Source organism: Peptoclostridium litorale DSM 5388 (assembly GCF_900141635.1).
Taxonomy (GTDB): Bacteria; Bacillota; Clostridia; order Peptostreptococcales; family Peptostreptococcaceae; genus Peptoclostridium; species Peptoclostridium litorale.
In genome coordinates this window covers 99733-121701 of the sequence record NZ_FSRH01000007.1, presented here as the reverse complement: position 1 = coordinate 121701, position 21969 = coordinate 99733, and the positions used below count along the sequence as shown (strand labels likewise).

The 21969-nt window shown below is 42.1% G+C and carries 21 protein-coding genes; 18 read left to right on the top strand and 3 right to left on the bottom strand.

The annotated features are described in order from the left end of the window. The first annotated feature begins 12 nt into the window (after nucleotides 1–12). A complete protein-coding gene (gene ilvB, locus BUQ87_RS08235; protein ID WP_038262567.1) occupies nucleotides 13–1677 on the top strand; it encodes a biosynthetic-type acetolactate synthase large subunit in 1665 nt (554 codons plus the stop codon). Between the two features lie 81 nt (nucleotides 1678–1758). Here ilvB and BUQ87_RS08230 read toward each other — a convergent pair whose 3' ends face one another. Beyond that, entirely contained in the window at nucleotides 1759–2748 is a 990-nt protein-coding gene (locus tag BUQ87_RS08230) for an asparaginase (RefSeq protein WP_038262570.1), read from the bottom strand. Nucleotides 2749–3472: 724 nt separating this feature from the next. Here BUQ87_RS08230 and BUQ87_RS08225 point away from each other — a divergent pair. The 6 genes from BUQ87_RS08225 to BUQ87_RS08200 all read left to right on the top strand — a co-directional run bounded on the left by BUQ87_RS08225 (nucleotide 3473) and on the right by BUQ87_RS08200 (nucleotide 9699). Continuing rightward, the gene (locus BUQ87_RS08225; RefSeq protein WP_143182433.1) at nucleotides 3473–4624 is read left to right on the top strand and encodes a cysteine desulfurase family protein; all 1152 of its coding nucleotides are present in this window, start codon (nucleotides 3473–3475) and stop codon (nucleotides 4622–4624) included. 17 nt (nucleotides 4625–4641) lie between these two features. Beyond that, nucleotides 4642–5820, top strand: coding sequence for a tRNA uracil 4-sulfurtransferase ThiI (gene thiI / locus BUQ87_RS08220; protein ID WP_038262576.1), 1179 nt, complete (start codon nucleotides 4642–4644; stop codon nucleotides 5818–5820). 139 nt (nucleotides 5821–5959) lie between these two features. Beyond that, a complete protein-coding gene (locus tag BUQ87_RS08215) occupies nucleotides 5960–6310 on the top strand; it encodes a phage holin family protein (RefSeq protein ID WP_242943812.1) in 351 nt (116 codons plus the stop codon). A gap of 36 nt (nucleotides 6311–6346) precedes the next feature. Next, entirely contained in the window at nucleotides 6347–7195 is an 849-nt protein-coding gene (locus BUQ87_RS08210; protein WP_038262579.1) for a CvfB family protein, read from the top strand. A 16-nt stretch (nucleotides 7196–7211) separates the two neighbouring features. Next, complete coding sequence (locus BUQ87_RS08205) at nucleotides 7212–7733, top strand: peptidylprolyl isomerase (RefSeq protein ID WP_038262582.1); 522 nt, start codon at nucleotides 7212–7214, stop codon at nucleotides 7731–7733. A gap of 85 nt (nucleotides 7734–7818) precedes the next feature. Then, nucleotides 7819–9699, top strand: a complete 1881-nt coding sequence (locus BUQ87_RS08200; protein ID WP_242943811.1) for a sigma-54-dependent Fis family transcriptional regulator — start codon at nucleotides 7819–7821, stop codon at nucleotides 9697–9699. A 36-nt stretch (nucleotides 9700–9735) separates the two neighbouring features. On the opposite strand, the gene BUQ87_RS08195 is transcribed toward BUQ87_RS08200, so the two are convergent. After that, nucleotides 9736–10809 (bottom strand): NAD(P)H-dependent flavin oxidoreductase, encoded by a 1074-nt coding sequence (locus BUQ87_RS08195; protein WP_038262588.1) that lies wholly within the window; start codon nucleotides 10807–10809, stop codon nucleotides 9736–9738. Between the two features lie 248 nt (nucleotides 10810–11057). Here BUQ87_RS08195 and pepT point away from each other — a divergent pair, with 248 nt between their 5' ends. The 11 genes from pepT to pyrE all read left to right on the top strand — a co-directional run bounded on the left by pepT (nucleotide 11058) and on the right by pyrE (nucleotide 20582). Then, nucleotides 11058–12287 carry a peptidase T gene (gene pepT, locus BUQ87_RS08190; RefSeq protein WP_038262591.1) on the top strand — a complete coding sequence of 410 codons (1230 nt, stop codon included), beginning with the start codon at nucleotides 11058–11060 and terminating at the stop codon, nucleotides 12285–12287. Nucleotides 12288–12389: 102 nt separating this feature from the next. Continuing rightward, on the top strand, nucleotides 12390–12704 hold the full coding sequence (locus BUQ87_RS08185) for a DUF1294 domain-containing protein (RefSeq protein ID WP_242943810.1): 315 nt from the start codon (nucleotides 12390–12392) through the stop codon (nucleotides 12702–12704). Between the two features lie 341 nt (nucleotides 12705–13045). Further along, complete coding sequence (locus BUQ87_RS08180) at nucleotides 13046–14218, top strand: cation:proton antiporter (protein ID WP_038262594.1); 1173 nt, start codon at nucleotides 13046–13048, stop codon at nucleotides 14216–14218. A gap of 59 nt (nucleotides 14219–14277) precedes the next feature. Then, entirely contained in the window at nucleotides 14278–14637 is a 360-nt protein-coding gene (locus BUQ87_RS08175; RefSeq protein WP_330391299.1) for a hypothetical protein, read from the top strand. Nucleotides 14638–14888: 251 nt separating this feature from the next. After that, nucleotides 14889–15812 (top strand): aspartate carbamoyltransferase, encoded by a 924-nt coding sequence (gene pyrB, locus BUQ87_RS08170; RefSeq protein WP_038262600.1) that lies wholly within the window; start codon nucleotides 14889–14891, stop codon nucleotides 15810–15812. Nucleotide 15813: 1 nt separating this feature from the next. After that, entirely contained in the window at nucleotides 15814–16242 is a 429-nt protein-coding gene (locus BUQ87_RS08165; protein ID WP_038262602.1) for an aspartate carbamoyltransferase regulatory subunit, read from the top strand. A gap of 12 nt (nucleotides 16243–16254) precedes the next feature. Then, nucleotides 16255–17442, top strand: a complete 1188-nt coding sequence (locus BUQ87_RS08160) for a dihydroorotase (RefSeq protein WP_038262606.1) — start codon at nucleotides 16255–16257, stop codon at nucleotides 17440–17442. Between the two features lie 17 nt (nucleotides 17443–17459). Continuing rightward, nucleotides 17460–18314, top strand: coding sequence for an orotidine-5'-phosphate decarboxylase (gene pyrF, locus BUQ87_RS08155; RefSeq protein ID WP_038262609.1), 855 nt, complete (start codon nucleotides 17460–17462; stop codon nucleotides 18312–18314). Nucleotides 18315–18317: 3 nt separating this feature from the next. Further along, nucleotides 18318–19064 (top strand): dihydroorotate dehydrogenase electron transfer subunit, encoded by a 747-nt coding sequence (locus BUQ87_RS08150; protein WP_038262613.1) that lies wholly within the window; start codon nucleotides 18318–18320, stop codon nucleotides 19062–19064. Further along, entirely contained in the window at nucleotides 19051–19947 is an 897-nt protein-coding gene (locus BUQ87_RS08145; protein WP_038262620.1) for a dihydroorotate dehydrogenase, read from the top strand. The genes BUQ87_RS08150 and BUQ87_RS08145 overlap by 14 nt, the downstream gene beginning before the upstream one ends. 56 nt (nucleotides 19948–20003) lie before the next feature. Continuing rightward, on the top strand, nucleotides 20004–20582 hold the full coding sequence (gene pyrE, locus BUQ87_RS08140; protein ID WP_038262623.1) for an orotate phosphoribosyltransferase: 579 nt from the start codon (nucleotides 20004–20006) through the stop codon (nucleotides 20580–20582). 96 nt (nucleotides 20583–20678) lie between these two features. Here the strand turns inward: pyrE and BUQ87_RS08135 are convergent, their stop codons facing one another. Further along, nucleotides 20679–21962, bottom strand: coding sequence for a cation:proton antiporter (locus BUQ87_RS08135; protein ID WP_052635959.1), 1284 nt, complete (start codon nucleotides 21960–21962; stop codon nucleotides 20679–20681). Nucleotides 21963–21969: the final 7 nt, after the last annotated feature.

The window sequence follows — 21969 nt, the reverse complement described above, 5'->3', positions numbered from 1 at the left end:
AGGGTGAATGATGTGGTTTTAAGCGGGGCTCAGGTTGTACTAGAGTGTTTGAAAGAAAAAAAAGTAGATACTATATTTGGATATCCGGGAGGAGCCGTAATTCCACTTTATGATGCTCTTTACGATGAATCTGACCACTTTAATCATGTCAGAACATCCCATGAGCAGGGAGCTATACATGCAGCCGACGGATATGCCAGGGCCACTGGAAAGGTAGGGGTGTGCTTTGCGACTTCGGGTCCCGGTGCCACAAACATAATCACTGGAATAGCGACGGCATATATGGACTCGGTACCACTTGTCGTGGTAACAGGACAGGTGCCAAGAGTGCTTTTGGGAAAAGATTCATTCCAGGAGATAGACATAGTGGGAATGACTCTTCCTATAACAAAGCACAATTATCAGGTGAAGGATATAAGCAGGCTTGCAGATGTAATGAGAAAGGCTTTTGAGGTGGCATCTTCAGGAAGGCCTGGACCTGTGCTTATAGACATACCAAAGGATGTATTTACTTCACAGGTTGAATATGAAAGGGCTGAATCAAGTGAAGTTGTCAAAGCAGATGAAAGCGGGCTTGACGAAAAGCTTTTGGAAGATGCTATAGGAATGATAGACTCTGCAAAGAAACCTGTAATATATGCAGGTGGAGGAGTGGTATCCTCAAACAGAGCAGCCGAGCTTACAGCATTTGCCCTTAAGGGAGACATACCTGTGGTCAACACACTCATGGGACTTGGAAGCTTTCCTAGAAGCAGCCGTCTTTCACTCGGCATGGTTGGAATGCACGGATATGAGGAGGCCAATATGGCCGTTACAAACAGCGACCTTATAATAGCAGTGGGAGCGAGATTCAGTGACAGGGTTATAGGAAACCCTCAAAAATTCGCACCTTCCGCAAAAATAATACACATAGACATAGATGCAACAGAGCTCAACAAGAACATGGATGCATATCTTCCAATACAGGGGAATTTGAAATATGTACTTGGAGTGCTCAAGGACAGGATGAAAAAGTTGGACAGAAGCGACTGGCATGAGCAGATATCTTCTTGGAAAGCTCCAGAAAACCATGACAAGCAGGCATTTAATCCGCTTAACATATTAAATGCTGCAAACTCTAAATTCGAGGATGCCATTGTTGCAACTGATGTAGGCCAGCACCAGATGTGGACTGCCCAGATATGGAAGTTCAAAAAACCAAGGACCTTCATATCGTCTGGGGGGCTTGGAACAATGGGGTACGGCCTTGGAGCTGCAATAGGCGCGCAGCTTGGCAAATCGGATGAGAGAGTGGTTCTTGTAACTGGAGATGGAAGTTTCAGGATGAACTGCAACGAGCTTGCGGCGCTTTCAAAATGCGACCTGCCTGTTGTAGTGATGCTGCTTAATAACAGAAGCCTTGGAATGGTAAGGCAGTGGCAAAAGATGTTTTCAAACAAAAGGTATTCTCAGACTGATTCAGATGAGAAGATAGACTATGTAAAGCTTGCAGATGCTTATGGCATAAAGGGATTCAAAGCAGAAAACATGGATGAATTGGAAGCGGCGCTTGACTATGCAGGTGATAACAGGAAGCCTGTATTCATAGAATGCGTAATAGACAAGGATGAGAACGTATATCCTATAGTTCCTCCTGGAAAGCCTATATATGAATTCATATCTGGAGAGCAGCTTTAAAATATAAGTATAACTACAAAAGACAGCAAATCGCATATGGCGATTTTGCTGTCTTTATATTTTGGACTGAAACAGGCAGGTTTAATTGTATTCGTCTTTTTCAAATAGATCTCTTATCTCGTCCATGTCATCAGTCGTTCCGAGCGCAAGCATGAGCTTTATTCTGGCTTTAGGTCCGTTTAGCTCTCCTCCAAATATGCATCCCATTTTTCTGAGGGAGTTTCCTGCTCCCTCGTATCCGTATGTGTCCAATACCCTTCCTGAAGGGCATCTTGAAACTATTACTACGGGTACGTTATGGCTTATGGCATGCTGTACGCCTTCGAGCATTGAAGGCGGTATGTTACCCCTGCCCATGGCCTCTATGACTATCCCCTTGTACCCGGCATCCACACAATGGTTTATAAGGTCAGAATCCATTCCGATTACACTTTTAAAAAGAGCAACCTTTTCTTCGAGAGTAGAAGTTTTTATGTGCTGTCTTTGTATTATATCTCTGTGGAGTATCAATATGTCATTGTCTATTATTCCAATAGGGCCATAAGAAAGCGACCTGAATGTACCAAGGCTCAATGTGTTTGTCTTTGTGACTTCAAGAGCAGAATTGACTTCATTGTTAAGTACTACGAGAACACCCTTGTTTTTTGCTTTTTCAGACACTGCTGTACATACAGCTGCAGCAAGGTTGCTCGGGCCGTCATATCCAAGCTCAGAGCTGTTTCTCATTGCTCCAACTACTACAACGGGTTTTTCGCTTTTTATTGTAAGATCAAGAAAATAAGCGGTTTCTTCAAGGCTGTCTGTTCCATGAGTAACCACGATCCCTTTTATTTCAGGGTCCAAAAGCAGGCTTTCAACAAGCGCTTTAAGATCCATAAGCTTTTGAGGAGTCATATGTGGGCCTGGTATCTCGGAAAAGTTTATAACCCTTGTTGAAGCTATCTTGTCAATGTTTGTAACCATTGACATTATCTGTTCTCCTGAAAGAGAAGGTATTGCGGCGCCGATTCGAGGGTCTATTGTCATCGATATGGTTCCGCCGGTGAATACTATTGCAACGGTATCTTTCATACTCCAGCTCCTTTTTGATTTATTTTATTAAGCGGACGTGCTCTGCAGCTCTGCCGTAGATATAGTTTATTTAATAGTATCATCTTTTTGAGAATAGTCATATATATTTTACAAATATATAAAACTGTGTGCGATGGGCGTCCATGTATTCGATGAAATAGTAATACTGTATTACTATTTTTGTAAATTCTCATAGGGGTTATATAATGCGGGCTCATATGGCACATGCCTTTTCCGTAGGTTTGATATGTCTAAAAAAAAACCCGCTTTCTTCATCAAGAAAGCGGGTTCACACAAAAGTGTGAAAATCCGTTCGAAAGGGGTATTGAGAATAGAGATTTTATTCGGGTTGTCAGGGGGATAACCACTAAAGACAGTATAACAAAAAGCGACAAATTCTGCAACGGTTTTTGTGATTTTTTTTTGAAAAAATGTTTAAAACAGATTTGAATGGATAATAAAGCCTGCAAGCAGGATATAGAGCCATTGTTGTAATTGGAAAGTAGGGGGAGTGTGTAATGTACGGTTGTAAAAGACATATGTTGTCTTGAAACGGGTAATCTTTTATAGTGTGTATATATATGCGCATACAATTTAAAGTATAATCAAACCGATATAAATCATTTGAAAAGAAACTGTGTATTTTTCACGGCTAACAAGTATGCAGGCAGTGTGATATAATAGAAAAAGCGTGATTGTAATGACTGTAAAAGAGGGTGATTTTTTGGATATATATATGGACAACAGTGCGACTACGAAAGTTTACGACGAGGTTGCAGATGAAATGTTTTTATATTTAAAAACACATTATGCAAATCCTTCTTCTGTTCACAGGATGGGCCTTGAAGTTGAAAAGAAACTCAAAGGCGCGAGAAAGAGGATGGCAAACCTTATCGGCGCGAATGAAAAGGAGATTGTTTTCACATCGGGAGGAACTGAATCCGACAACATGGCCATAAGGGGAGTAGTAAAGGCAAACAAGAGGGCTGGAAAGCATATTATAACTACAAGCATCGAGCATCCTGCCGTACTCAATACAGTGAAAGAGCTTGAGGAGGAGGGCTACGAGGTTACATACCTAAAGCCAGATGAAAACGGAGTGGTAAGCTTTGACAGCTTCAAATCGTCTCTTAGAGAAGACACGGTGCTCGCAGCTATAATGCATGTAAACAATGAAACGGGAAGTGTGCAGCCCATAGAAAAGATAGGGAAATATCTTTCCAGGAAAAAAGGAAGCAAAACTTATTTTTTTGTTGATGCTGTCCAGTCTTTCGGGAAGATAGACTTTAAGCCGTCTAAATATGGAATAGACTTAATGTCGGTGAGCTCACACAAGATACACGGTCCAAAAGGCGCAGGAATACTCTATATAAAAGAAGGAACCAAGATAAGGCCCATGATCACAGGCGGAGGCCAGGAGATGGGAATAAGGTCTGGAACTGAAAATATCCCTGGAATAATGGGATTTGTAATGGCCGCGGAAAGGGCAGTAGACAATATAAAGGGAAATGTTGAAAAGATTTCAAGGCTCAAGGATATGCTCAGATTTGAAATAGAAAAAAACATAGACGACATAAAGGTCAATTCTCCTGAAGATGGTGCATGCCACGTGCTGAACGTATCGTTTTTAGGGGTTAGAGGAGAGGTTCTTCTTCACTCGCTTGAGCAGGACGGGGTTTACGTTTCGACCGGATCTGCATGCTCATCAAAGAAGAAGGGAAGCCATGTTCTTTTGGAAATGGGACTTTCGCCAAAAGAGCTTGACGGCGCGATAAGATTTAGCCTTTCGGGAATGAACGACGAATCACAGATTCTTGCGGGGGCTAAAATGGTTCAAAAACATGTTGAGGAGTACAGGAAAATAGTCAAAAGATAATATACGGGGTGATAATATTGTATAACGTGATAATAGTAAGATATGGTGAGATAGCAGTAAAGGGAAAAAACAGGCCTGTTTTTGAAAAAAAGCTTATTTCAAACATTAAAAACAGCTTAAGGGCCATAGGAAGGGATATAAGTGTTTACAGAAAGCACGGCAGGCTATATATAGGAATAGGGGAGTATGACTACGAGGACATAATAAGGGAAGCTAAAAAGGTATTCGGCGTATTTTCTCTAAGCCCTGCGATAATGATCGAAAAGGACTACGACCTTTTAAAGGAAAAGGCTCTTGAGCTTTTAACGGACAAGATAGATTTTGAAGACGCATCTACATTCAAGGTCGAATCAAAAAGAACTGACAAGAGCTTCAATCTTAAGTCACCTGAAATAAGCAGGGACATGGGAGGCTACCTTCTTTCTAATCTTGACGGAAAAATAGGGGTTGATGTAAACAATCCTGACGTCATAATGCACGTGGAAGTCAGGGAAGACAGCTGTCTTTGCTATTCGGATAAAATCGACGCCTTCGGAGGAATGCCTCTTGGAACAAACGGAAAGGCGATGGTTCTTCTTTCAGGCGGAATAGACAGCCCCGTGGCTGCATGGATGGTTGCCAAAAGAGGCGTTGAGATAGAGGCTATCCACTATCACAGCTATCCGTTCACAAACGAAAGGTCTCTTGAAAAGGTAAAGGAACTTGCTAGGACTCTTTCGAAATACTGTGGCCCTATAAAGTTCCACAGCGTAAACATTCTGCCAATACAAAAGCAGATAAACGAAAATTGCCCTGAGGACGAGCTTACTATAATAGCAAGAAGGTTCATGATGAAAATAGCCCAGAAGGTCGCAAAGATGGAAAACTGCAATGCCCTTGTTACGGGAGAGAGCATAGGCCAAGTGGCATCTCAGACCATAAACGGGCTTGAGGTTACTGACAATGCGGTTGATATTCCGGTGTTCAGACCGCTAATAGCATTCGACAAGATAGACATAATAGATATTTCAAAGAAAATAGAGACTTATGAAACTTCAATAATACCTGAAGAAGACTGTTGCACGGTGTTCCTGCCAAAGCATCCAGTCACAAGACCTAGGGTTGACAAGATAATCAAATCGGAGTCGGTTCTCGATGTGGAAAGACTAGTGGACGAAGCTGTAGAAAGCATGGAAGTGGAGATTATTAGTCTATAATGAAAATTATGCGATGTAAATAATATATTATATTCCTAACAGCCCATTTTAAGCATAATGGGCCTACTGGGAATAGTATTCATTTTATCTGAAGTAATGATGCTGTGAATTGTACATCTTTTATGGGAGGTGGATGCATATGATGAAGAATTTTATTGCAAGGTGGATAGTGTCGGCTCTGAGTATATTCCTCACGGCGAAGATGCTGGCATCGGTAGATGTGTCGGGAATAGGAGCCACTTTGGTTGCAGCGGTAATACTTGGAATTGTGAACCTTTTTTTAAAGCCTGTAGTGCTTCTTTTGACGCTCCCGATCAACCTTCTCACGTTGGGACTTTTCACTCTTGCAATCAACGGATTCATGCTATATATAACTGCAGCGCTGGTTCCGGGATTCGAGGTCAGAGGCTTTTTCGGGTCCATAATAGGAGCCGTTATATTGAGTATATTCAATATGATACTGACGAAAATATTCGACATAGAGGAATAAATATGAAATGCAAAAATTCAATTAAAGGGGAAAACAATGTTAAACATAGGTGTTTTTAACGAACTTGAAATTAAAAAATTTGAAAGTCAGGGAGCTTATCTTGGAGAGGTTTCGAGTGAAGATACAGTGCTTCTTCCATCCAAGGAAGTTCCGCCGGACGCGTCGATTGGAGACAAGCTGACTGTGTTCATATACAAGGACTCAAGTGACAGGCTCATATCCACAATGAAAATACCGGCCGGATGCGTTGGTGATCTGGCTTATCTTGAAGTTGTCCAAAACACCCAAATAGGTGCATTTTTGAATTGGGGACTTGACAAGGACGTGCTGCTTCCGTTTTCGGAGCAGACATACAAGGTGCAAAACGGGAAAAGCTATCTCGTGCTTTTATATCTGGACAAGACAGGCAGAATAAGTGCAACTACGGATATATATGAGTACCTGAGCGACGAGAGCAGTTATGAAAAAAATGACTGGGTGGAAGGAACTGTATATCTCATAAAGGAAGGTATAGGAGCGCTTGTTGCCGTGGATGACAAGTACAGGGGACTTATACCTGAAAGTGAATGCTTTGAAAAGCTTTCAGAGGGAGATAGGGTAAGAGCAAGGGTGATAAGGAAAAGGGAAGATGGAAAACTAGACCTTTCAACCAGAAAGCTTGTACACATGCAAATGGATGATGATGCAAATAAAATTATAGAATTCATAAAAAGCTCTGGCGGAAGCACGAGTCTTAATGACAAAAGCTCTCCGGATGACATCCAAAGAAACCTCAACATGAGCAAAAGGGATTTCAAAAGAGCTGTGGGAAAGCTGCTTAAAGGCGGAAAGATCAAAAAGATTGAGTCAGGATATGAAATTGTAGAAGATGAAAATTTAGAATAAGGGAGAGGTAATGTAAATGAAAAAGAATGCAGTAGTTACAATTGAAATGGAAAGTGGAAACAAGATTCAGGCTGAGCTTTACGAGCACATAGCGCCAAATACAGTGAGAAACTTCATATCACTAGTAAAAAGCGGATTTTATAACGGACTTATATTCCACAGGGTTATACCGGGCTTTATGATACAGGGAGGCTGCCCGGAAGGAAGCGGAATGGGGGGACCAGGATACTCTATAAAAGGTGAGTTCTCGATGAACGGACAGACTAACAACCTAAAGCATGAAAGAGGAGTTCTTTCGATGGCAAGATCCATGAATCCTGACTCTGCGGGTTCTCAGTTTTTTATAATGACAGCGAACTCACCTCATCTTGACGGTCAGTATGCTTCATTTGGAAGAGTTATAAGCGGAATGGAAGAAGTGGACAATATAGTGTCTGCTCAAAGGGATCACATGGACAAGCCTCTTGAGCCTCAAAGGATTAAAGAGATGAGCGTTGAAACTTTTGGAGAAGAATACGAAGAAGTAGAGAAAAACTAAAAATACAAAGCATCCCATGCCGCAAGGCATGGGATTTTTACAATTCAAAGTATATTAAATCGAATAATATATGGGGGGGATTTTTGTGGATTTTAAACCTCAGATAAAAAGATCACATGAAAGATGTATATCCATGGGAATACAAAGAGAAATGGTATACAGCAGGAACATAATAGGCGGCGAAAAGCTCCAGCAAAAGCTTGAGCAGAACAAGGAGATAATAATAAATGCTATGCCTTTTATGAATGACATATACAATTTCGTCAAGGGCTCTAATTTCTTTGTGGTTCTCACCGACAAATGCGGGTGCATACTCAACATGATAGGCGACGAGGACATACTGGGCGAGGCATACGGCTTCAAAATGATCCCAGGTGCACATATGGACGAGGAAAGCATAGGCACAAATGCCATGGCAATGGCTCTTCTGGAAGGAAAGGGAGTCCAGGTATCGGGTGAGGAGCACTATATAAGCGCCTATCACAGATGGACGTGCTCGGCGGCGCCGATAAGGGATGCAAATGGAGAAATATGCGCGATTATAGACCTTACCGGATACAGCAGCCAGGTTCATCCCCACACGCTCGGCATGGTGGTTGCATGCGTAAGCGCAGTGGAAAAGATGATACAGTCGAGTGAATATGTAAGGACAATAAAATTCGAGAGGGACAAAATGCAGGAGATATTTAAAAGCGTGGACTGCGGCATTTTCACGGTGGATTCTCAGTCTAACATAATAGAATTCAATCAAAATTCAATTGAACTGTTTGGCTATTCGAAAAAAGAACTGCACGGCAGGTTTGCAGGTGACATATTCAGCGAGTGGTGCGATATAGAAAAGGCAGTTTTCATAGACAGAAAGGAATACGAGTCGGATGCATATATAAATGCAATCAGCAACAGACAGAGGATATATGTACAGGCAAAGCCCTTATTTGGAGACGAAAGGCAAGTCACCCACGCCGTATTGATAATGAGCGACAAAAAGCTTTCCAGAAAGCATGACGGAGACATCAAAAGGGGAAGGGCGGTATACGAATTTGAAAAAATAATAGGCAAAGACGAAAAATTTGTCAAGAGCGTGGAATACGCCAAAAAGATTTCTGGAAGCAAGTCCACAATACTCATAACGGGAGAAAGCGGCACTGGAAAAGAAGTGTTTGCTCAGTCCATACATAATTATAGTGGTAGGAGCGGAGAAAGATTTGTGGCGGTAAACTGCGGCGCAATACCGGAGAGCCTTATAGAATCGGAACTGTTTGGATATGAAGAGGGAGCCTTTACAGGAGCGAAAAAAGGCGGTATGCCCGGAAAATTCGAAATTGCAAACAAGGGGACAATATTCCTGGATGAGATAGGGGAAATGCCTCTCGACATGCAGGTGAGACTCCTTCGGGTTATAGAAGAAGGAGTTGTAAACAGGATAGGGGGACAAATGCAAATTCCGGTTGACATAAGGGTAATAGCGGCTACAAACAAGGACTTAGACGAGGAGATGAAGCAGGGCAGATTCAGAAAAGATCTCTACTACAGGCTCAATGTTCTCCCCATAAGGCTGCTGCCTCTTAGGGAAAGGAAAGAGGACATACCCCTTCTGGTGGAGTATTTCATGGATATCATATCAAACAAGCTCAACAAAAAGCCTGTTGAAATAACAAGTGGTTATATGGAGCGTATTATGGAATGCGAATGGCTGGGAAACATAAGGGAGCTTGAAAATTTCATAGAGATGGTTATAAATATGGAATGCTTGCCTGAAATGGAAACGGGTGAAAAGCCTCAAAATTATGAAGAGCCTGAAAGTGGAGCGATCTTGGACCTGGACAGTATTGAAAAAGGCCACATAATAAAAATGCTGAAAATGTACAATAAAAACATTACAAAGGCGGCCAGGGCCATGGGGATTGCGAGAAATACACTCTACAGGAAGATAGAAAAGCATGGCATAGAGACTGATATGCAATAAAAAAGCCGCTGCATATTTTGTGCAGCGGCTTAAAATTTAAAGGTTTTCTTCGGCTTCCCTTACAAGTTCGGCTATAAGTTCTTTTACGGGTACTATTTTATCTACTTTATAGGCATTAGAGCCTGCGAATAAAAGTCCGTTGTCAATATCGCCTCGCACTGCGTTTATAAGGGCCTGAGATATGCAGTAAGGAGTGTCTGCCGGATTGCAAGGCTTAAGGCAGTTCCAGCATCTTTTGATAGGCAGTGGTCCGCCTTTTAGAGATTCTATGAACTTGTTTTTTATTGCCCTGCCAGGCATTCCCACGGGACTTTTTACTATTTGTATGTCGTCTTTTGTGGCATTGACATAAGTGTTTTTATAGTCTATATGGGCATCGCATTCATCTGTTGCCACAAACCTTGTGCCCATCTGGACTCCAGAGGCGCCTAGGTTGATGAATCTGGCTATGTCCTTGCCGTCGAATATTCCTCCGGCTGCTATTACAGGTATGCTCTTTTGAAATTTTTCCTCAAAAGGCTTAAGTGCCTTTATTACTTCTGAAACTATGTTTTCAAGAACAGGCTTTTCATCACCAGAAAGGTCTTCCTTGGAAAAACCAAGGTGTCCGCCTGCATCTGGACCCTCCACAACTACGGCGTCAGGAACATAGTCGAATTTTTTTGTCCAAAGCTTTGTTATTGTAGCGGCCGCCTTTGGAGAAGACACTATTGGCGCGATTTTAGTTGAAGAACCTTTTGTAAGTTCCGGAAGATTTGAAGGAAGTCCTGCTCCTGAAATTATAAGGTCTATCTTCTCTCTTATGCATGCAAGAACGGCTTCTTTGTAATTGCTTGTTGCAACCATTATGTTAACGCCAAGTATGCCTTTTGGCGAAAGTTCTCTTGCTGTTTTGATCTCTTTTATAAGAGCCCTTATGTTTGCTTCTTTTGGGTTTGTATCAAAATCATCTTCGTTGTATCCTATTTGAGCGCTTGATATTACTCCTATAGCACCTTCGTTGGCAACCGCTGCTGCAAGTTTTGCGGCTGATACGCCAACGCCCATGCCACCTTGGATTATTGGGATTTTGACAGTTAAGTCACCCAGCTTAAAAGGTGAAAGCTTCATTGATTTAACTCCTCCTATATTTGAAAATTAATAAATTAGTAGTTGATTTTAGTACTTGGCTATAAAAACCGTATATATAATACTATAAAGTAAAAAACGAAAATATTCAATGGTTTATTGCGAGGGCTTGAAAATGTACAGCTTAACGTATAATATATGTTATATATAAGTAGAAAGTTATATATTTCAGTTTCCAGAGTGGATATGTTTTGGGATGTATAAGATGTATAAAATGAAAGGGTGATACCATGAACACTGTAGAAAGATTTTTAAGGTATGTATCTTACGATACTCAATCAAATTCAAACCAAAAGGGATGTCCAAGCACAAAAAGGCAGCTTGAACTTGGAAAGCTTCTGGTCAGGGAGCTGCAAGACATGGGGCTGAGTGATGCAAGTATTGACGAAAACGGCTATGTGATGGCGACTCTCCAGTCAAACTCCAAAAAGGAAATACCGGTGATAGGTTTCATAGCACATATGGATACTGCTCCAGACATGTCAGGAAAAGGCGTAAAGCCGCAGGTGGTGGAGAATTATAGTGGCGGGGATATAACACTTGATGTGGAAAAAGGCATAGTGCTTTCGCCTAGGGATTTTCCGGAAATGTTGAATTACAAGGGACAGACAATCATAACAACTGACGGAAATACTCTTCTTGGAGCGGACGACAAGGCGGGAATAGCCGAGATAATGAGTGCAATTGAACATCTGCTGCAAAACCCCGATATAGAGCATGGGACAATAAAAGTGGGATTTACACCTGACGAGGAGATTGGAAGAGGGGCGGATCTTTTTGATGTTGAAAGATTTGGTGCGCAGTATGCGTATACAATTGACGGAGGCGAAATAGGGGAGCTGGAATATGAAAACTTTAATGCCTGCGTTGCAGATATAAAAATACAGGGAAGAAATGTACACCCAGGAACAGCTAAGGAAAAGATGATAAATTCCATGAAAGTGGCAATGGAGATTGATTCGATGCTTCCGCAAAATGAGGCGCCAGAGCACACTGAAATGTATGAAGGATTTTACCATCTTATAGGGATAAACGGGTCTGTTGAATCATCGTCAATGGCATATATAATAAGGGATCATGACATGGAAAAGTTCAAAGAGAAAAAGGAAATGCTAAAGTCCATAGTGAACTTCATAAACAAAAAATATGGGAGCGAAATGATTTCTTTGAATATAAAAGACCAGTACTATAACATGAAGGAGAAAGTAGAGCCTGTACTTCACATAGTTGAAATTGCAAAAGAGGCCATGGAGCAGGCAGGAGTGGAGGCGGATGTAAAGCCGATAAGGGGAGGAACCGACGGGGCAAGGCTTTCATACATGGGGCTTCCGTGCCCTAACATATTCACGGGAGGCCACAATTTCCACGGAAGATATGAATACATATGCGCCCAGTCGATGGAAAAGGCCGTGCAGGTTATAATTAATATATCAAAGTTGTACGCACAAAAAGGAAAATAGTGTATAATTTAAGGGACGGGCGATTTGCCCGTCCTTGTTTTAAATAAAAAATAAAGGGTACGAATTCAAGCGATGTATATACCCTCAGGAGGGGAAGCTAATTTGGAACTTATTCAAGGATTAAAAGGCTATATGGGCTTTGGAAATCTGCCTATGTGCATAGCTATATATTATGCGGCCATAAATGTTTATTCATATGCTTTGACCGGATGTGACAAGTATAAGGCGAGAAGGAGAAGGTATAGAATAAGCGAGAAAATGTTTTTCGTGGTATCCCTTATGGGGGGCGCACTTGGAGTTGTCATGGGCATGACTACATTTAGGCATAAAACCCAGCACAAGAGTTTTTACATGGGAATCCCAAGCATATTTTTAGTTAATGTAATTTGTGTTTTATTGGTGCTTAGATTAGTATGATACAAGGGTTTTTTTGACTAGACACTACTGTATATAAATTAAATTGAATAAAACAAAAAATGGCCTTTTGCAGCTCGCAGGGGCTTTTTTTATTTTCATAAAAAAGTTATAAAAGGCTAGAAAACTCCATTTTAGGATACTGACTCGATATAACCGGGATATATGGGGGAATATAGCTTTAAACAGGAAAATATGGAATTTTACTCTTTATGATATAGGTAATAATATATAAGTTGTGGCCAAATTATAAAACTGTACCGACAATAGGAAGAAAATATTGTAGATTCTACAGATTACATGAAACCAGATCAAACAAACTATTTTTAAAGAGGTGTTTTGGAATGAATCCATTTATCAGTCTTGGAATAGCAATTATTTCAGCTATACTATTCGGGCAATTGATGAACAAATTTAAAATTCCAGCAGTTGCAGGATATGTAGTTGCAGGACTTGTGATAGGAGTGTCAGGGCTTAAGCTTGTTGACAATGCAACAATTGAAAAGCTTGGTTTTTTAAGCGATCTGGCACTTGGGATAATAGCATTCAATATAGGCAGCGAGCTTAAGTTTTCAGAAATAAAAAAGCTCGGAAAGCCTATTTTCATAATAGCATTGTGTGAAGCGCTTGGAGCGTTTATACTTGTTACAGGGGCAATGCTCCTGCTTAAGCAAAATATCGCTACGGCACTTATTCTGGGCGCGGTATCGTCTGCTACTGCACCGGCGGCAACGGTAATGGTGCTTAAGGAGTGCAAGGCAAAAGGACCGCTTACAAGCACTCTTCTTGGAGTGGTTGCAGTGGACGATGCGATATGCCTTATGATATATGCGATGTCGGCATCAGTTGCAAAGGTTTTTATAAAACATGAGGTTATAACGGTTTCGAAGATAATAATACACCCGGTTATGGAGATAGTTTTCTCAGTGGCAACAGGGCTTTTGATGGGTGTAGCACTTGCATATCTTCTCAAGAGGGCGAAAAAGGAATCGGAGCTGCTTTCACTTGTAATAGGAATGATAATACTTCTTGCGGGAGTTGCCATAAGATTCAACCTTTCGCCGCTTCTTTCCGCTATGGCGGTGGGCGTGGCGATAGCAAACATATCTTCAAAGGACAAGAAGGTATTTCTCATGATGGAGAGTTTTTCTCCGCCTATAGTGGCTGCATTTTTCGTGCTCGCGGGCTGCAGGCTTGACATATCGCTACTGCCTAAGCTTGGCATTGTAGGCGCGGCATACCTGGTAGTGAGGGTGATAGGAAAGATATCCGGAGCATCCATGGGAGGTGCTATTTCCAAGGCTCCTGAAACTGTCAAGAAATACATAGGCTTCGGGCTTCTTTCTCAGGTCGGGGTTGCCGTTGGACTTGCAATAGTAGTGAGCAGGGAATTTCCGGGTACGGCACTTGGAAGCATGGTAATAACAATACTTCTTGCAACAACAATAATAACCGAGATAATAGGGCCTGTTGCGACTAAAAATGCAGTTATAAGAGCAGGAGAGATAAACGAATAGTATATTTGAAATTAATACGCATGGAGAAGGTGACTTTAATGTATGCATTGTTTTTAATATTGAATGAAATGGAAAAGCTTGATGACATACTCGAAAGGCTTTTTGCACTTAAGATAGGGGCTACAGTTATCGACAGCGAGGGCATGGGATGTATGCTGGTAGAGCACAACAGAGAGATTCCCATATTTGCGGGACTTAGAAAGCTCATTGAAGGGGGAAGGCCTTTAAACAAGACCATAGTGAGCGTGATAAGGGACAGGGACAAGCTCGAAGAGGCAAGGCAGATAATAGATGAAGAACTTGGCAAAATAGACAAGCCGGGAAAGGGATTCCTCTTTGTGGTGCCTGTGGTGGAATGCTATGGTTTCAACCTTGAAAAAAATGAAGTTTCTCACGAATGTGAGGAGTTGTCCTATTGACTTTGATCAGTATCTGTGTTAATATAGCCTAAATGAATATTGCACCTTTAAGTCTGGTCCAGAGAGGCCGGGAAGGTTTACATTCGATGGATGTCAGGCAGGCTGCGCGAGGTGGCTTAAGTTGGCATGCGTCTAACTGTGTAGCGTATATACGCCTTCCCAAAAGGGAAGGCGTTTTTTTATATAACAAAATATTAAGAAATAAAAAATATCTTTAATTTGGTCCGAGAGACTAAAAAGAGGAGGACAAAATGCTAAAAGGAAAAAATCTTATCGACCTTGATGAATTTACAACTGATGAAATTGACGAAATAATCCAGCTTTCACAAAAAATAGCTCGAAATCCGGATGAGTACCATGGAATTGCAAAGGGTAAGATACTTGCAGCTCTTTTTTATGAGCCAAGCACAAGGACAAGGCTGAGCTTTGAAGCTGCAATGCTAAGACTTGGAGGACAGGTAATAGGTTTTTCAAACCCGAGCGCATCTTCTGTTTCAAAAGGAGAGAGCCTTTCTGACACACTTAGGACTGTGAACGCATATGCAGACATAATAGCAATGAGACATCCAAAGGAAGGCGCACCGAGAGTAGGTGCAAAATATATAGATATCCCAATCATAAATGCTGGGGATGGAGGGCATCAGCACCCGACCCAGACTCTTACAGATATTCTTACCATAACAAGCGTAAAGAAAAGGCTTTCGGGTCTTACGATAGGACTTTGCGGAGACCTCAAATTCGGAAGAACGGTACACTCTCTTATAAAGACTCTTTCGAGGTATCCGGAAAATAAATTCATACTGGTTTCGCCTCAGGAACTGAAAATCCCTCAATATATAAAGAGCCAAGTGCTCCAAAAAAAGAATATAGAATTTGCCGAAGCTGAAAAGCTCGAAGATGTTATACAGGACATGGACATACTCTACATGACAAGGGTACAAAGGGAAAGATTCTTCAACGAGGAAGACTATATAAGGCTTAAAGACAGCTACATTCTGGACAAGCAGAAAATGAGCCTTGCAAAGGATGACATGATAGTGCTGCATCCGCTTCCAAGGGTGAATGAAATAGCGTATGAAGTGGACGAAGACAGCAGAGCCCTTTATTTCGACCAGGTGAAATACGGAATGTATGTGAGAATGGGTCTTATGGCCAAGCTTTTGGGGGTGAAGTAACATGCTTACGGTAGAAGGGATAAAAAATGGCATAGTGATAGACCACATAAAGGCGGGAAGGGGAATAGAGGTGTTCAACCTTTTGAACCTTGCGGATGCGGACTTTCATGTGGCACTAATAATAAACGCCCAAAGCAAGAAAATGGGCAAGAAGGATATAATAAAGATAGAAAATGTAATAGACATAGACCTGGATCAGATTGGGATTTTTGACCCTCAGATAACCATAAATGTAATAGAAGATGAAAAACTGAGCAAAAAAATTCATTTGGAGCTTCCAAACAGGGTAAAAAACACAATAAGGTGTATAAACCCAAGGTGCATAACAAGCATTGAAACATATGTCGAAAATGAATTCGAGCTCATAGACGAGGAAAAGGGCGAATACAAGTGCATATACTGCGATGACATATATAAGATAGAAAAATAGGAGGGGACTGCTTTGGAACTTTTAATAAAAAATGCGAGAATAGTCGACCATTCAAACGATTTCACCGGATGCATATATATAAGGGAAGGAAAGATCGAAAGCATATCCTCAGACATTAATGTAGAGGGCTGCGAAGTACTGGATGCAAAAGGTCTTATAATAATGCCTTCATTTGTAGACCTTCATGCGCACTTCAGAGAGCCCGGACTTACTTACAAGGAAGACATAGAAACGGGAAGCAGGGCTGCAGTAAGGGGCGGATATACGGCGGTTCACCTAATGGCAAACACAAGACCTGCATGCAGCGATATGGATACAGTGAGATATGTAAGCGAAAAGGCCAAGGAGATAGGACTTGTAGACGCATACCAGTGCGTATCAATAACAAAAGATATGAAGGGCGTTGACACAAGCCACATAGAGGAGATAACTGAGCCGGTAAAATGCATATCTGACGACGGATACGGGGTTATGGACGGTTCTATAATGATAGACGCCATGGTCAAGGCAAAGAGAAAAGGTATAATAGTAATGTCGCATGCAGAAGACCACGGATTCTCAAAGGCAAACAGCAGGCTTTCGGAAAATGTAATGACATGGAGAGACATTGAAATAGCAAGGCTTACAGGCGCGCACCTTCACCTTTGCCATGTGAGCACCAAAGAGGCCATGGACTATATAATACATGCCAAGAACATTGGAGTCGATGTGACCTGCGAGGTCACTCCACATCACATATTTGCAACAAACGACATAGATTACAAGGTGCATCCGCCGCTTAGGGAAGAGGCAGATGTGGAGTTTTTAATAGAATGCATAAAAAACGGATATGTGGATGCAATAGCTACGGATCATGCACCTCACACGGCAGAAGACAAGGAAAACGGCTCTCCTGGAATATCTGGAATAGAAACGTCATTTTCAATATGCTATACAAGCCTTGTGAAAAGCGGAAAGATAGACCTTTCGAAGCTTTCGCAGATAATGTCTAAAAATCCTGCCGACATACTGGGGATTAAAAAGGGAAGAATAAGCGTGGGATATGATGCAGACTTTGTACTTGTGGACACAGATGCAAGCTACAGCATAGACCCGGCTGATTTTGAGTCAAAGGGCAAGAACACTCCTTTTGCAGGAAGGATTGTAAGCGGGGAAATAATAAGAACCATAAAGGGCGGAAAGACAGTATATAAAAAATAGACCAGGGGTGAAATCAAATGATAATAGATAGACTTTATGAGAAGGTTCAACAAAATGGAAATTCATGCGTAGGGCTTGATACTGACATAGACTACATTCCAGGCTGGCTAAAGGAAAAATGCCAGAGCGTAGAGGAGTCGCTGTTCGAATTCAACAGGATGATAATAGATGCAACTGAAGACATTGCGTCTTGCTACAAGCTTCAGATAGCATATTACGAGTCATACGGACTAAAGGGCCTCATGGCGTACAAGAAAACACTTGAGTATGTCAAAAGCAAGGGAGCTATTTCAATAGGGGACATCAAAAGGGGAGACATAGCAAAGACTGCCCAGATGTACGCAAAGGCACATTTTGAAGGGGACTTTGAAAGTGACTTCATAACACTGAGCCCTTACATGGGAATGGACAGCATAGAGCCGTACATGGACTACATGAAAAACAAGAACAAGGGGGCGTTCGTACTCCTTAGAACCTCAAATCCTGGAGCGAAGGACATACAGTATATAAGTACCGACAGCGGAAACCACGTATACGACGAAGTGGGCGCGCAGATAGAAAAACTGGGACAGCAGGTCATGGGAGAATGCGGATACAGCAGCCTTGGAGCGGTTGTGGGATGCACACATGTTGATGAGGGAGAAAAGATAAGAGCGCAGTTTGCAAAGACATACTTCCTTATACCTGGATACGGAGCTCAGGGCGGAAAAGGAGACGACGTCAAGGTTTACCTTAAGAATGGAAACGGAGGAGTTGTAAACTCTTCAAGAGGAATACTACTTGCATACAAGAAGGTTGAAGGCGGAGAAAAGAGATTCGACGAGTGCGCAAGGGCGGAAGTAGAGAGAATGAACGGCGACTTCAGGGGGTAGATTATGAATTCAAAATATATAGAGACTGTGGTATTTGAAAACGAGAAGGTAAACGAGTGCGTATACAAAATAAGCATACAGGGTGATTTTGAGGCAAAGCCCGGACAGTTCTACATGCTAAGGGCATGGGACGAAGAGCCTGTACTTTCAAGGCCTATAAGCATAAACGACATAGAAGGCGGCAAGATATCATTCCTTTTCCAGACAGTGGGAAGGGGAACGAATATACTATCAAAGCTAAGAGGCGGAGACGAGATAAAGATAATGGGGCCGCTTGGAAACGGATTTGACGTAGACAAGGTAAAGGGAAAGGTTGCAATGCTTTCTGGAGGAATGGGAATAGCACCGCTCAACTACTTCTACAGAAGCGTTATGGACAGGGAAATAGATTTTTACGCGGGATTTAGAAATACTCCATATGGAATGGAGCTTGTAAACGAGCACTGCAAAAGCGTGACTATTGCGACTGAGGACGGAAGCGTAGGAAAGACCGGCTACATTATAGACCATTTCGAGCCGAGAGACTATGACGTTGTGTTTTGCTGCGGACCTGAAAAGATGATGGCGATAGTGATAAAAAAATGCGAAGAAGCGGGAGTTCCGGTATACGTTTCAATGGAAAAGAAGATGGCGTGCGGAATAGGAGCCTGCCTTGTGTGCACGTGCAAGACCAAGGATGGAAACAAGCGAAGCTGCACGGACGGACCAGTATTTTTAGGAAGCGAGTTGATAATAAATGATGAATGTTAACATATGCTCGGTGGAGCTTAAAAATCCTGTCATAGCAGCATCTGGAACATTCGGATTCGGGCAGGAGTATGCGGACTATTTCGATGTTTCAAGGCTTGGAGGAATATCGTCAAAGGGACTTACATTTGTACCAAGACAGGGTAACGACTGGGAGAGAATGCACGAGGTAAAAGGCGGAATGATGAACAGCGTGGGACTTCAAAACCCTGGTGTGAAGGAATTCATAAAAAGCGAGCTTGAAGGTATGAGAAATACGGGAGCTGCGGTAATTGCAAACCTTGGCGGCTCGACTGTGGAAGACTATATAAAGGGCGCAAAGCTGCTAGATAATGCAGATGTGGACATAATAGAGCTCAACATATCATGTCCCAACGTCAAAGAAGGCGGAATGGCGTTTGGAATAAAGTCATGCGTTGCAAACGACGTGGTAAGGCAGGTAAGGGCGGCTGTCAAAAAGCCTCTTATGGTTAAGCTTTCGCCTAACGCGCAGGACATAGTGGAAATGGCGCTTGCGTGCGAGGAGGCTGGAGCCGATTCGATTTCGCTTGTAAATACATTCAAGGGAATGGCAATAGACATAAGAACTAAAAAGCCTGTGTTCAAGAACCTTTTTGCAGGGGTTTCAGGGCCTGCAATAAAGCCCATGGCGCTTAGAATGGTGTACGAGGTGTGTAAGGCTGTAAAGGTTCCGGTAGTAGGAATGGGAGGAATATCTTCTGCAGAGGACGCTATAGAGTTCATAATGGCGGGAGCTCATGCGGTTCAGATTGGAACTGCAAACTTTATAAAGCCTGACATATGCGTAGACATAATAGATGGAATAGAGAGCTTCATGAAGCAAGAGGGAATAAAGAGAATTGAAGACATGAGAGGCATAATATAGATTGAATGCATAAAGCCCCAAAGAGGGCAAAAAATTAACTACAAGGAGAGATGAACATGGAAAACAAGGACATGATAATAGAGGAACTAAAGGCATCAGAGGCGCTTTTAGAGGGACATTTCCTGCTTTCTTCGGGAAAGCACAGCAACAGATACTGCCAGTGCGCGAAGCTGCTTCAATACCCACAAAGAGCGGAAAAGGTTGTTGGAGTGCTTGCTAAAAAGCTTGAAGAAGTTGAGTTTGACATGGTTGTAGGACCTGCGATGGGCGGAATAGTAGTGGCATACGAGCTTGCAAGACAGCTTAAAAAGCCTGGGATATTCTCTGAGAGGGTAGACGGAGAGATGGCATTCAAAAGAGGATTTGAAATCAAAAAGGGTCAGAAGGTAGTGATATCGGAAGACGTAATAACAACTGGAAAGTCGTCTCTTGAAGTTGCAAGGCTTATAGAGGAGCTTGGAGGAGAAGTTGTTGGAATGTGCTGCATAGTGGACAGAAGATCTGAAAGCATTCAGCTGCCATATCCTGTATACGGAGCTATAAAGCTTGACTTTGAAATATATGACAAGGACAATTGCCCTATGTGCGAGCAGGGGATAGAATATGTAAAGCCGGGAAGCAGAAACATAAAATAAGCTGAGTGGTAAACTAAAGCAAGGGCCCTTTTGGATATCCAAAAGGGCCCTTGCTTTACAATAGTATTAGAATTATATGGACGCTAACGAGAGCGTTTATATTATCTCTTCTAGCTTATCCTTTATAGTGTATTGGGTGTGGGTTACACACTCCTCTTCCAGCAGACCCAGGCGCTGTGCCAGTATTTTCGTAGTGCTTGCTTGGACTACGAGAGTTATCAGTATGGTCATGAACACGACTGAAGATATTATTTCGCTATGCGCTATTTTCATTGAAACTATCATGCCCGAAAGAGCCGCAGGTATTACGCCGGTCTCCCTTACCCACATTAAAAAGAGTGTCTCCTTGAGGCTCCACTTGGCTCTTCTGTCAGGCAGAGTACATACAAGTACGACTATAGGTCTGAACAGGAACATCAGCAGAAATACAACTAGCAGCGACTGTTTCCAGTACATCGAAAGAGCAATAAAGTCAACGTGTGTACCAAGCATTATGAATATAGCCATCCTCATAAGAGTGGCCAGGGTCTCTCTTACGTGAGTCTGAACAAGAGACGAATTGTGGGGGACAAAGAACCCGAAAGTTGCCTTGTTTCCGCAAACAAGACCTGTTACAAACGTCGCCATGTACCCGCTGCCGTGAAGCTTTTCAGCAAGAACGTAGGATATTATAACTGCAAATATGGACACCAGGGGAGCATATTCGTGCAAAATCCCAAACCTTTTGTCTGATATGAAAAATGAAAGTATTATTCCAACTGAGAATCCTACTAATATTCCTCCTACTATCATAACTGCAAGCTGCTGAATGCTTGCGCCTGCTGAAAACATTCCGCTTTGAATTGTAGCGATTATTGAAAACACAAGTATTGCTCCTGCCGCGTCGTTGAATGCAGACTCGCTTATAACGGTTTGCTTAACCTTTTCCCTAAGAGTTATGCATTTGAAAACCGGGACCAGCGTTGCAGGATCGGTAGATGCTACTACGGCGCCTAGAAGAAGGGCGTATATCATGTCTATGTGAAAAATTTTATTCACGACAAATCCTGTGAAAACCGACGATATAACAACTCCTACAATTGCAAGAAGGCCGACTGAAATCTTGACATTATTGAGAATTTTGAGCCTCACCTCTCTTCCACCGTCATATAGTATGAATGCAGAACCGAATGTGAGAAGAAGCTGATTTCCTATGGGAGATACGTCTGAGCCTACAAGGTTCAAAAAATATGGACCTAAGAAAATTCCTCCAAATAGGAACATCACAACGTCAGGTAGTTTGAACAGGCCGCTGAGCTTTCCGAATATCATGCCCGTTATTAAAATCACTGCGAACAGTGAAAGTATGCTGTCTGTTGAAATGATTAGCGAGTTTTCCATGATTATA